The sequence below is a fragment of the Streptomyces sp. NBC_00287 genome (genome assembly GCF_036173105.1).
GTDB lineage: Bacteria > Actinomycetota > Actinomycetes > Streptomycetales > Streptomycetaceae > Streptomyces.
Genome location: NZ_CP108053.1, coordinates 7,593,440 through 7,604,389, shown reverse-complemented (window position 1 = coordinate 7,604,389; position 10,950 = coordinate 7,593,440). Strand labels below are relative to the sequence as shown.

The window sequence follows — 10,950 nt, the reverse complement described above, 5'->3', positions numbered from 1 at the left end:
CAGAAAGGCACGTCGCCATGGCACAGCAGTTGATGTCGGCGCGTTCCCAGCGGACCCGCGAGGCCATACTGCGGGCGGCTCGGATGCACTTCGCCGCCGACGGGTACCAGCGGTCGACGATAAGAGCCATTGCGGCCACCGCCTCCATCGACCCGTCCATGGTCATGCGGTACTTCGGCAGCAAGGAGCAGCTCTTCGACGCGGCGCTCGACGTCGATCTGCATTTACCGGACCTCACGGGCACGCCCCCGGAGTTGCTGCCGCACGCGTTGATCACGCATTTCCTCGCGCCGTGGGAGGACGACCTCGACGAGGGCTCGATGCGGCTGCTGCTGCGCAGCGCGGCGACCAACGAGCGGGCGGCGGAGCATCTGCGGCAGATGCTGCACGAGCAGTTCACCAGCAGTCTGCGCGGCGCCCTCGGGGCGGAGCGCGCGGCCGCGTGCAGCGGGATACTCGCGGCTCAACTGCTGGGCGTGGCGTTCACCCGGTACGTCCTGCGGCTGCGGCCGATCGCCGATCTGCCGGTGGCGGCGCTGGCCGATCTGGTGGCGCCTTCGCTGCGGACGGTGCTGGCGGCGGAGTGAACAAATGCGGTCAGAGTAAGGAAGAACCCAAGACTCCGCATGTTCATGGCCTCAGGGCGTCTCACCTGATAAGATATTTTCACTGTACAGTGAATTAACTGTTCCAGAATTCCCCACCCAGAGTGCAGTGAGCTGATGAAATCCAGGCGCACAGACGCTTCCGCTTCCGCATCTGACCCCGACCGGTCCGACGCCCCGGCCGCACGAGGAAGTCGGCCGAAGCGGGCCCGCAGTGGACGCCGCCCGGGCGAGAGCGGCACCCGGGACCAGATCCTACAATCAGCCCTGCATCTGTTCGCCGAGCGCGGCTACGCCCGCACCACGATCCGCGCCATCGCCGAGAACGCCGGGGTGGATCCGGCTCTGGTGCACCACTTCTTCACCAACAAGGAAGGCGTGTTCGACGCTGCGGTCAACTCGACCCTCAGCGTCTCGTCGGCTGTCGGAGAGGCGCCCCTGGCGGAGTCCACCACCTCACAGGCCGCCTGGCTCGCCACGACGTACTTCAGGTTCTGGGAGAACGAGAAGACGCGTTACGCCATGACGGCCATCTACCGGGCGGGGCTCGCCGACGGCGCCACCTCAGAGGTCCTCAAGCACCGCATCGAGAAAAGCATCAAAGCCTGGGCGAACGCGTCGGGTTACAAGGGGATGCCGGACGCCGAGACCCGTACGGCCCTGGCCTCGGGCCACCTCGCCGGGCTGGCCATCCTGCGCTACGTGCTCCGGGTCCAGCCGCTGGCGGACATGGAGTTCCCCGAGTTCATGGCCTGGGTGATGCCGGCCCTGGAACTGCGCCTGTCCGCCGAACTGCAGCGGCGCGACGAGGAGGACGAGCCCGACGAGGGCTGAGCCGCACCCCGGCACGCGCACAGCGAACGACGCGCCATCGGCGACAGGCGGGCAGGACCGGGACGGTCCTGCCCGCCTGAAGTACCGGAACCCCCGGTGTCAGGGAGTCACACCTCGTCCCACCAGATGGCCTTCACTGCGGTGATGAAGATCCCGGGTCCGATACCGAGGATGACACCGTGCGCCCCCGACTCGGGCGGCTTGGCGAAGGTGCGCTCCAGCCCGTCCAGCAGTGAGACAGAGCCCAGATTCCCCAGTTCACTCAGGGAGTCGCGGGCCGGATCGAAGAGCTCCGGCGCACATTCGAGACCCTCGATGAAGCACTCCAGGACCCTCGGGCTGCCGGTGTGGGAGACGATGAACTCCGGCTTGCCGTCACTGTCGGCGGGCGCGTTGTGCTCCAGCCACTCCCTCAGCCCCGGGAGGAGGCCACGGATCACACCCATCAGCTTCGGGGAGTTGCGCGTGTGCAGCCCGTCGTTGTCCACGTAGGTGCCCACCACGTCACAAGCGGTGACATCCATGCAGTTGAACGAATTGACGATCTCCATGTGCCGCCCGTTCGAACGGTCGCGGACAACACAGGCTCCGGCCGCGTCGCCGAGCAGCGCCTTGAAGATCATCCCGTCCATTCCGGTGTCACCCTCGTGCAGGTAGTGGCTGAAAACGTCGGCGCACACCACAAGCACCTTGGCCTCCGGCCGTGCGACCACCAACTCCGCGGCCATCGAGATCGCGAACGACCCTCCGCCGCAGGCCATTTGGGTCACGGGTATACGCCGTATCGAAGGTGACAGCCCCAGCCGCTCCACGAGCTTGACGTCGAGCCCGGGCATGGAGTGTCCGGTTGCGCTCGTCACCACCAGGGCGGTGATCTGCTCCGGCGCCAGACCGGCCTCTCGCAGACTCGCGCGTGCCGCTCGCTCCGCGAGGTCCAGACAGTCCCGCAAGTGCTCGCGGGTGCGCTCGGCGAGCGTGCCGTGGTTCCCGAACTGCTCGGCCAGGGGGCGGGTGTACCAGCGCGTCCGTACGGTCGTGGCGCCGATGACGTCGAAGACGCGGTCGAGTTGTGGGTGATCCGGGTACATCTGTGCGATGCGTTCCAGGACTTCGTCCGTGGTGACCTGGTGGACGGGCAGGGAGACAGCTGGAGCAATGACGACTGGCACGACGCCTCCAAAGCGGTGGCTTGCTTGCGGAAGGAACGAGCACCGACCACGTCCGGCCCGGTGGTCTGGCGCCCGGGCGACGTCGCAGCCGCCGCCGGGCTTTTGCTCTCGTCGTGAGAATCTGCGCATGCCGAACACTCCCCCCGGTGTCTGACGGTGCTTTACCTCGCGGGCGCTGTGCCGGGCGGAAATGACGAGCGCGCATCGAACAGCGCAGCCCGCACCGGCACACGACGATCCAGAAACTTGCCTCCGAGGCTCCCCGTGTTCCCGAGTGAGCCTCAGGGTCGGCCTCTGAACATCACGGTATGAGAGGGGAGTTGACTACAACTAGAGCGAAATTCAACGCGCATGGAATTCAATCCGGGAGGACAGCCAAGAGCACCGGCCACCGGGATCACACCGAGAAAGGGCCGACCGCCATGCACGCACCACCGCACCACGCGGACCCCGACCCCTGGACCGAACGCGCTGCCTGCCGCGATACCGACCCCGAGATCTTCTTCCCGCTCCCCGGAGCCTCCGGCGGCCTCGACCGGGAGGCCATCGCCAAGCGCCTGTGCGGACGCTGCCCGGTGGCCCGGGAGTGTCTGCGCGAGGCTCTGGTCCGCGACGAGGGTGCCGGGATCTGGGGCGGGTTCAACGCGCGGGAACGGCGTGAACTGCTGCGTATCGCCAGCACGTTGGAGTCGACGGCAGCGGAGCTGGCCGCGTACCTCGCGGGCGGCGGGCGCAGGCTGAGCGCGTCGCCCCGGGAACGGCCCGCGTACGTGTGGTACCTGCGCCGCCACGGCTGGACCCCGCGCCGTATCGCGGGCGCCCTCGGCGTCAGCTTCGGCCAGGTCCAACAGGCCTGGCAGCTAGCCGAGTTGGCGTCCTCGTGCACCCGCGGCCCGGTGAGCGGCATGCCGAATCCCCGGGCGCCGAGAAAGCGGGTACGGCGGTCCGGCGGGAGTGGGCAGGGGGTGGTCGGCGTCGAACGCCCCGAGATACGCGGCGGCGTGACGGCCCTGGGCCGAACGCCGCTGACCGGGTACGGCGTGCGGAGCGCGACCCCGAAACGGCCTCAACTTCCGACCGGCGGGGGGCATCCGGCGGGGCCGGTGCCCGCGGATCGGCGGGGGGTGCCGGTTGCGGGTGAGAGGCGGGGAGCGGGGGTAGGTGGCGGCCGTACGCCGGGGGCGCTTGCGGCTGACCGACGGGGGGTGAGTGGCAGCGGCACGCCGGGGCCGCTCGCGGCTGGCCGACCGGGGATGGGCGGCAGCCGAACGCCGGCGCCAGTTGCGGCTGACCGACGGGGGGCGGGCGGCGGCCGAACGTCGGGACCGCTCGCGGCTGGCCGACCAGGGATGGGCCGCGCGCCACTCCCGGCTGACAAGCCAGGGGCGGACGGCGGCCGAACGCCGGCGCCGCTCGCGGCTGGCCGGTCGAGGATGGGTGGCGCGCCGGTCGCGGCCGACAGGCCGGGGGCGGGACGCAGCCGAACGGCGGCGCCACTTGCAGCTGACCAACCGGGGATGGGCCGCGCGCCGGTCCCGGCTGACAAGCCAGGGGCGGGACGCAGCCGAACGGCGGCGCCACTTGCAGCTGACCAACCGGGGATGGGCCGCGCGCCGGTCCCGGCTGACAAGCCAGGGGCGGGACGCAGCCGAACGGCGGCGCCACTTGCAGCTGACCAACCGGGGATGGGCCGCGCGCCGGTCCCGGCTGACAAGCCAGGGGCGGGACGCAGCCGAACGGCGGCGCCACTTGCAGCTGACCAACCGGGGATGGGCCGCGCGCCGGTCCCGGCTGACAAGCCAGGGGCGGGACGCAGCCGAACGGCGGCGCCACTTGCAGCTGACCAACCGGGGATGGGCCGCGCGCCGGTCCCGGCTGACAAGCCAGGGGCGGGACGCAGCCGAACGGCGGCGCCACTTGCAGCTGACCAACCGGGGATGGGCCGCGCGCCGGTCCCGGCTGACAAGCCAGGGGCGGGACGCAGCCGAACGCCGACGCCACTTGCAGCTGACCAACCGGGGATGGGCCGCGCGCCGGTCCCGGCTGACAAGCCAGGGGCGGGACGCAGCCGAACGCCGACGCCACTCGCGGCTGACCGGTCGAGGATGGGTGGCGCGCCGGTCGCGGCTGACAAGCCAGGGGCGGCCGGCGGCCATACGTCGGCGCCGCTTGCGGCGGAGCGGTCGCAGCGGCTCCAAGTTCCGCCTGGGGTTGGGGAACCGGCAGGGTCGCCGACCGCGGAGTGTGCGCCGGAGTCGCTCGCCTTCGTGGCGCGGCGCGGTTCGGGGGCGGTCGGTGCTGACCGTACCCGGGTCCGTCTTGCGCCCATGGCGCGTCGTCTGCCCACCCGGCCCCGGGTCACCCTCACCAACAGTTCCGCGCGCACCTTCGTCGCCCCGGGCAGTCCCCGGATCACCATCACCATCAGGCCCGTTCCGGGGACCGGAGTCAGTGGGCGAGGGGCGTCATGAGTGGCATGCGGACGGTGCAGGACCGGCGGCTCGCCGGGACCGTCGTCACGGAGGACGGCGCCGAGATCGTCGTATACGCGCATGGGTCCCCGGACGCCGAGGCCACCGTCGTGCTGTCGCACGGGTGGACCATGTCGGCGCTCGAATGGCGGCCGCACATCGAGGCGTTGACGCGGCCACGGCCCGGGTTTCCCGCGCTGCGGGCGGTGAGTTACGACCAGCGCGGGCACGGTCGGTCGACGCGGGGGCAGGCGCCGTTGGACATGGCGTTGCTCGGGCGGGACCTGGATCTCGTACTGCAAAGGGCGACCGCGCCGGAGGACGGACCCGTGCTGCTCGTCGGTCACTCCATGGGAGGGATGGCCGTACAGCAACTCGCCGCTGCCCGGCCCGAGTTGTTCGGGCCCTGGGTGTCCGGGGCCGCCCTGTTCTCGACCTGTGTGGAGGACGTGGGCGCGGTTCCCTTCGTGCCCCAGGACCGGGCCGCGCAACGGCGGGCGCACGCCGAACGGCTGGTCGCCGACGGCCTGTTGCGCTCGCCGGGCTGGGCGAAGGCCGTACACCGGCTGCTCACCGGACCGCTGTCCCACCCCTCCACCGCCCCGATCTGGCACGCCCTGTTCGGGCGGAGCCCGGGGACCGACATCGTCCGGGCCGACGCGCACGCGCTGCGCGCCATCCCGCCGCTGACCGTCGCCGAGTTCTTCGCCGCGCTGACCACCCACGACTGCGCGGGGCGCCTCGGCGCGCTCGGCCGGGTGCCGACCCGGATCCTCGTCGGCGCCCTGGACAGCTACACACCACCCGCCCAGGCCCTGCGCCTGGCCGACGACATCCCGGGGGCGACCCTGCACACCGTGCCGAAACAGGGCCATGACCTGCCGTACGAGCGCCCCGTGCTGGTTGTGGAGACCGTGCACGCGCTCTTGCGCGACCTACGAGACCGACGCGAGCCAGCCCCGAGTGAGCCTCGGGAACTCGCCCTCGGAACGGGAGCGGAACGATGACCGGGCACCCGACCACTACTGCTGAGGGCCTGCGGCCCGATGTGCTGAGGGCGCGGCGGATCGTGGTGAAGGTGGGTTCGTCCTCGCTGACGACCGCTGTCGGCGGTCTGGACTCGGACCGCGTGGACGCCCTCGTCGACGTCCTCGCGCGCACCCGCGCCACCGGCACCGAGATCGTGCTCGTCTCCTCGGGCGCCATCGCCGCCGGCCTCGCGCCACTGGGCCTCGCCGAGCGCCCGCAGGACCTGGCCGGGCAGCAGGCGGCGGCCTGTGTGGGCCAGGGCCTGCTGGTGGCCCGCTACACCGCCTCCTTCGCCCGCTACGGCCTGCGCGTCGGACAGGTCCTGCTGACCGCCGACGACATAGGCCGCCGCGCCCAGTACCGCAACGCCTACCGCGCCCTCGCCAAGGTGCTGTCCATGGGCGCCGTGCCGATCGTCAACGAGAACGACACGGTGGCGACTTCGGAGATCCGCTTCGGCGACAACGACCGGCTCGCCGCGCTGGTCTCCCACCTCGTCCGCGCCGATCTGCTGGTGCTGCTGTCCGACATCGACGGCCTGTACGACGGCGACCCCCGGCGGCCCGGGGCGCAGCGGCTGAAGGACATCCACGGCCAACAGGACCTGGCGGACGTGGAGTTGGGCGGCGCGGGGTCGGGCGTCGGCACCGGCGGTATGAAGACCAAGGTGGAGGCGGCGCGGATCGCGACCGGGGCGGGGGTCCCGGTGGTCCTGACCGCCGCCCGGCATGCCGCCGACGCGCTGGCCGGCCGGGAGACGGGCACGCTCTTCCACCGCACGGGTGACCGCAACTCCGACCATCTGCTGTGGCTGGAGCACGCCAGCAGCCCGCGCGGCACGGTCCAGCTCACCGCGGACGCGGTGAACGCCCTTGTGCAGGGCCGTGGCGCGCTGCCCGCGACGGGGGTGACCCGCGTCGCGGGTCAGTTCGTGGCGGGCGATCCGGTGGAACTCCTCGACGAGGAGGGCCAGGTGGTCGCCCGCGGCCTTGCCTCGCTCGCCTTCCAGGAACTGTCGCTGCTGCGCGGCCGTTCGGGCCGGGAGGTGGTGCACCAGGACGACCTGGTCCTGCTCCCGGCCGCCGCCCGCGCCGGGCTCCCGTCGCAACTGCGCCGACAGGTGAGCGTACGGGTGCTGCCGGCCCGCGAGTTCGCGGCACGGGACGCGGGCGGACCCGGGTTCTGAGGCTCGGACACAGGACGGCGCCCGTCGGGTCATCCGACGGGCGCCGCCCTGTGGGTACCGAGTGCCGGTCAGTCGATACTGCGGACGATGTGAAACTCGCCGGGGTCGTTGTCCACTCCGGCCAGCCCCAGCGGCGGCGCCGGTACATTGCGCCGACGAACCCGCCGTAGATCGTCCCGGTACACGAGCCGGCCCGCCGGCTTCGTCTTCGTGATGATGCGTATCTGCATGAACGGACCTCCCGTCTAGGGCAGCGGGGCGGCTGCTGAGCCCCTGGTGTGCCCGTCGCCCACCAGGACGTATTTGGTGGTGGTCAGCGCGGTCAGACCCATGGGGCCGCGCGCGTGCAACTTCTGGGTGGAGACGCCGAGTTCGGTGCCGAGGCCGATCTCGCCGCCGTCGGCGAACCGGGTGGAGGCGTTCACGGCGACCACCGCGGTGTCCAGCGAGGCGACGAACCGACGGGCGGCGGACTGCGAGTCGGTGACGATCGCCTCGGTGTGCCCGGTGCCGTGACGCCGGATGTGCTCCACGGCCTCGTCCAGCGAGCCGACGACCGCGGCGGAGATCTCCAGGTCGAGGTATTCGCGGCCCCAGTCCTCGCCGGTGGCGGGCACGACCGAGTCATGGCAGGCCCGCGCCGCCGCGTCGCCGTGCACGACCACACCACGCTCGATCAGCGCGGACAGGGCGCGGGGCAGGAAGGCGGGCGCCACGGCCTCATGGACGAGGAGGGACTCCGCGGCATTGCAGACGGACGTCCGCTGGGTCTTGGCGTCGAGCAGGATCGCCAGCGCATTGTCGAGGTCGGCGTGTTCATCGACGTAGACGTGACAGTTGCCGACCCCGGTCTCGATCACGGGTACGGCGGACTCGCGCACAGTGGTCCGGATGAGCTCGGCGCCGCCGCGCGGGACGAGGACGTCCACCAGGCCGCGCAGGGACATCAGTTCCCGTACGGCGGCATGCGTGGTGCCGGGCACCATCTGTACGGCGTCCATGGGCAGACCGGTGTCCGCGAGCGCCTTGCGCATGGCGGCGACGAGCGCGGCGTTGGTGTGCCGGGCGGTCGAAGAGCCGCGCAGCAGGGCGGAGTTGGCGCTCTTGAGGCAGAGGGCGGCGGCGTCGACGGTCACATTCGGACGCCCCTCGTAGATCATCCCGACCACACCCAGAGGCACCGTGATCCGCCGCACCTCAAGCCCGTTGGGCATGACGGCGCCGTCCACGCTCGCACCGACGGGATCCGGTAGGGCGGCGAGGAAACGCACGGTGCCGGCGAGCGAGTCGAGCAGCTCACGAGTGAGGGTCAACCGGTCCAGCACGCTCGCGGAGAGACCGAGTTCCCGGGCGGCGGCGAGGTCCCGCTCATTGGCGGCGAGAATGTCGGCGGGGTCGACGGTCAGCCGCCGCGCGATGGCGAGCAGTGCGGCATTCCGTACGTCACCGGAGGTACCGGCAAGCAGCCGGGCGGCGGCGCGGGAGGCAAGGGCAGCGCCGCGCACGCCCCCTTCCCCCACCTCCGGCGCCGGGACGACGCCGACGGACACATCGGCGGTCATCCCTCACCGCCGTCTCCCACCACCACGTCCACCTGCTCCCCGGGCGGCGGCGCGGGCACGGTCCCCGACAACTCGGCCAACATCACCCAGGCCAACGCCTCGGCCTCCTCCGCGGCAACGGTGAGACCGGAACCAGTGCTGCTCATACGAACTCCCTGTGGTGTACGAGTGCTGCCGCGCAAACACGGCAAAAGAAACTCAACAACTGGTGAACTCACCTCAGACGAGCCTTACACGAGCCAGGAACGGCGACAAGGGCGGTGGTTCGGGGGCGCGAGGGGGGCTGGGGTGGGGCTTGAGTGGGGCTGTATGGATGGCGGTGGGGGGTGGGCGGGGCTGGGCGAACGGTGGGTGATGGGCGGGGTTCTCTGACTGGCGGGGGTGGGCGGGGTTCTACAACTGGCGGTGGTTGATGGGCAGGACTCGCGGCTGACCGCCGGCGGTGCTGGGCGGGGTTCCTGGTCGCAGTGCGCCTCGAGCGGGACTCGCGGCCCGCAACACGGACGTCGGGCTGACCATCGCGGCTACCCACCGCCAGGAACCGGCAGCCGCCGAAGGCGAGTTCGCGCCGCGGGGGCCACCCACGCCCAACCACGACGGCAGCACAGCCGTGCCAGGGCGGAGCAATACGACCGAGCCCTGCGCTCCCCGCTCCCCGCTCCATGCCGACGATCCGGCAGGCCACCGCCGAGGATCCCGCAGCCGCCGGCGGCGAATCCGCCCCACAGGGGCCCCCGTGCCCGACCACGACGGCAGCACAGCCGTGCCTTGGCGAAGCGAAACGACCGAAGAGGAAGCCGTGACCGAGCCCTGCGCTTCCCGCTTCCCGCTTCCCGCTTCCCGCTTCCCGCTTCCCGCTTCCCGCTTCCCGCTTCCCGCTTCCCGCTTCCCGCTTCCCGCCGAGGATCCCGCAGGCCATCCGCCGAGGGATCCCGCAGCCGCCGATGGCGAATCCGCCCCACAGGGGCCACCCGCACCCGGCCACGATGGCTGCACGGGTGGTGCGGGTGGGAACAACCGAAGGGACCGAAGGCGGAGCCGAGGCCGTTTCTAGCGGTGGGATTCCGACGCGCCCACCACCACCGCCCCCGACCTCCGCAGTCGTATCCCCCAGAAATGCCCCCCAGGCGCCGCGACTTGAGGCCGAGACCCCTCCGGCGCGCCATCCGTCTCCGCGCGAGCCAGAATGAACACCCCCCGCCCGGCGGCAACAGCCGCAACAAGCCCGGCACCCACCGTCATCAGCCCCGTCGCGTACCGATCCCCCAGCACCGCCACCCCGATCACCACAGCGAACACCGGATTCACCAACGTCACCGTGGCAAGCGGCGCCTCCAGCCCACCCCGATAGGCGAGTTGACACAGCAACAACCCGGCCGGCGCCAGAAACAGCACCCCACCGGCCACGAGCACAGTCGACGCGAGGGTCCCGGAACCCGCACCGGTCACCCGCAGCACCGCCGTCTGCGCCAGCGCACTCGCCGCCGCAAAAGCGACCCCCGCAGCAGCCGCGTACAACAGACTCGCCACCGTCACACCACGAGCGACCGCCGCCGCGACCACCGGCACCCCCATCGCGACCCCGGTCAGCACCACCACGCCGACCAGTTCCCCCGCGTCCAGCGTGCGACTCTCCCCGGCGGACGGCACCAGCGCGAGCAGCCCCACCACCCCCGCCACCGTCAGCCCCGTCCCCGACCACTGCGCCGACGTCATCCGCTGCCGCAGCACACCCGACGACAGCAACGGCGCCGCGACCAAGGTGAGCACCCCGAGCATTTGCACGGCGACGAGCGAGCCGTACCGTAACGCGGCCGTATGCAGCACCGCACCGCACGCGTTCAGCAGCACCGAGACCCACCACGCCCCCGACCGCCGCAGCCCGATCCCGTGTGGCCCGGCGGCCCGAAGGGCAGCCATCCGCTGCGCCACCGCCGCGGCCGCGTACGCCAGCGCGGATGTCGTACCGAGCACCAGAACCGAGAACACGGTGGTACGTCCTTTCACCGCGCCGGGCACGGAGCGAAATATTTCATCCTACGTTGAAGTCTACGGGCGCTGAATTATCGCCCGCAACCAGGACCGACGTGCACC

The 10,950-nt window shown here is 71.5% G+C and carries 10 protein-coding genes; 5 read left to right on the top strand and 5 right to left on the bottom strand.

Translation table 11 applies throughout. From position 1 onward, the window contains the following. The first annotated feature begins 17 nt into the window (after positions 1–17). A complete protein-coding gene (locus OHT76_RS34505) occupies positions 18–587 on the top strand; it encodes a TetR/AcrR family transcriptional regulator (RefSeq protein WP_328874776.1) in 570 nt (189 codons plus the stop codon). A gap of 135 nt (positions 588–722) precedes the next feature. Next, positions 723–1,439 carry a TetR/AcrR family transcriptional regulator gene (locus tag OHT76_RS34500; protein WP_328874775.1) on the top strand — a complete coding sequence of 239 codons (717 nt, stop codon included), beginning with the start codon at positions 723–725 and terminating at the stop codon, positions 1,437–1,439. A 107-nt stretch (positions 1,440–1,546) separates the two neighbouring features. On the opposite strand, the gene OHT76_RS34495 is transcribed toward OHT76_RS34500, so the two are convergent. Continuing rightward, positions 1,547–2,608 (bottom strand): PhlD, encoded by a 1,062-nt coding sequence (locus tag OHT76_RS34495; protein ID WP_328874774.1) that lies wholly within the window; start codon positions 2,606–2,608, stop codon positions 1,547–1,549. 308 nt (positions 2,609–2,916) lie between these two features. On the opposite strand from OHT76_RS34495, the gene OHT76_RS34490 reads away from it, so the two are divergent. From OHT76_RS34490 to proB, 3 genes are read left to right on the top strand one after another with little or no spacing between them, the layout of a single operon-like run. Further along, positions 2,917–5,079 carry a WhiB family transcriptional regulator gene (locus OHT76_RS34490; protein ID WP_328874773.1) on the top strand — a complete coding sequence of 721 codons (2,163 nt, stop codon included), beginning with the start codon at positions 2,917–2,919 and terminating at the stop codon, positions 5,077–5,079. After that, the gene (locus OHT76_RS34485; protein WP_328874772.1) at positions 5,076–6,086 is read left to right on the top strand and encodes an alpha/beta fold hydrolase; all 1,011 of its coding nucleotides are present in this window, start codon (positions 5,076–5,078) and stop codon (positions 6,084–6,086) included. The genes OHT76_RS34490 and OHT76_RS34485 overlap by 4 nt, the downstream gene beginning before the upstream one ends. Continuing rightward, the gene (gene proB / locus OHT76_RS34480; protein ID WP_328874771.1) at positions 6,083–7,294 is read left to right on the top strand and encodes a glutamate 5-kinase; all 1,212 of its coding nucleotides are present in this window, start codon (positions 6,083–6,085) and stop codon (positions 7,292–7,294) included. The genes OHT76_RS34485 and proB overlap by 4 nt, the downstream gene beginning before the upstream one ends. Before the next feature lie 68 nt (positions 7,295–7,362). On the opposite strand, the gene OHT76_RS34475 is transcribed toward proB, so the two are convergent. From OHT76_RS34475 to OHT76_RS34460, 4 genes are all read right to left on the bottom strand, one after another. Beyond that, a complete protein-coding gene (locus tag OHT76_RS34475) occupies positions 7,363–7,524 on the bottom strand; it encodes a hypothetical protein (protein WP_328874770.1) in 162 nt (53 codons plus the stop codon). 15 nt (positions 7,525–7,539) lie between these two features. Then, entirely contained in the window at positions 7,540–8,856 is a 1,317-nt protein-coding gene (locus OHT76_RS34470) for a glutamate-5-semialdehyde dehydrogenase (RefSeq protein WP_328874769.1), read from the bottom strand. Then, positions 8,853–9,002, bottom strand: a complete 150-nt coding sequence (locus tag OHT76_RS34465; protein WP_328874768.1) for a hypothetical protein — start codon at positions 9,000–9,002, stop codon at positions 8,853–8,855. The genes OHT76_RS34470 and OHT76_RS34465 overlap by 4 nt, the downstream gene beginning before the upstream one ends. 904 nt (positions 9,003–9,906) lie before the next feature. Continuing rightward, positions 9,907–10,845: a DMT family transporter gene (locus OHT76_RS34460; protein WP_328874767.1), complete on the bottom strand. Its 939-nt coding sequence runs from the start codon at positions 10,843–10,845 to the stop codon at positions 9,907–9,909. Positions 10,846–10,950: the final 105 nt, after the last annotated feature.

Bases quoted from the DNA above. Each gene is read 5' to 3' on its own strand.
- OHT76_RS34505 (WP_328874776.1), top strand. From the start codon at position 18: ATGGCACAGCAGTTGATGTCGGCGCGTTCCCAGCGGACCCGCGAGGCC.
- OHT76_RS34500 (WP_328874775.1), top strand. From the start codon at position 723: ATGAAATCCAGGCGCACAGACGCTTCCGCTTCCGCATCTGACCCCGAC.
- OHT76_RS34490 (WP_328874773.1), top strand. From the start codon at position 2,917: ATGAGAGGGGAGTTGACTACAACTAGAGCGAAATTCAACGCGCATGGA.
- OHT76_RS34485 (WP_328874772.1), top strand. From the start codon at position 5,076: ATGAGTGGCATGCGGACGGTGCAGGACCGGCGGCTCGCCGGGACCGTC.
- proB (WP_328874771.1), top strand. From the start codon at position 6,083: ATGACCGGGCACCCGACCACTACTGCTGAGGGCCTGCGGCCCGATGTG.
- OHT76_RS34475 (WP_328874770.1), bottom strand. From the start codon at position 7,524: ATGCAGATACGCATCATCACGAAGACGAAGCCGGCGGGCCGGCTCGTG.
- OHT76_RS34470 (WP_328874769.1), bottom strand. From the start codon at position 8,856: ATGACCGCCGATGTGTCCGTCGGCGTCGTCCCGGCGCCGGAGGTGGGG.
- OHT76_RS34465 (WP_328874768.1), bottom strand. From the start codon at position 9,002: ATGAGCAGCACTGGTTCCGGTCTCACCGTTGCCGCGGAGGAGGCCGAG.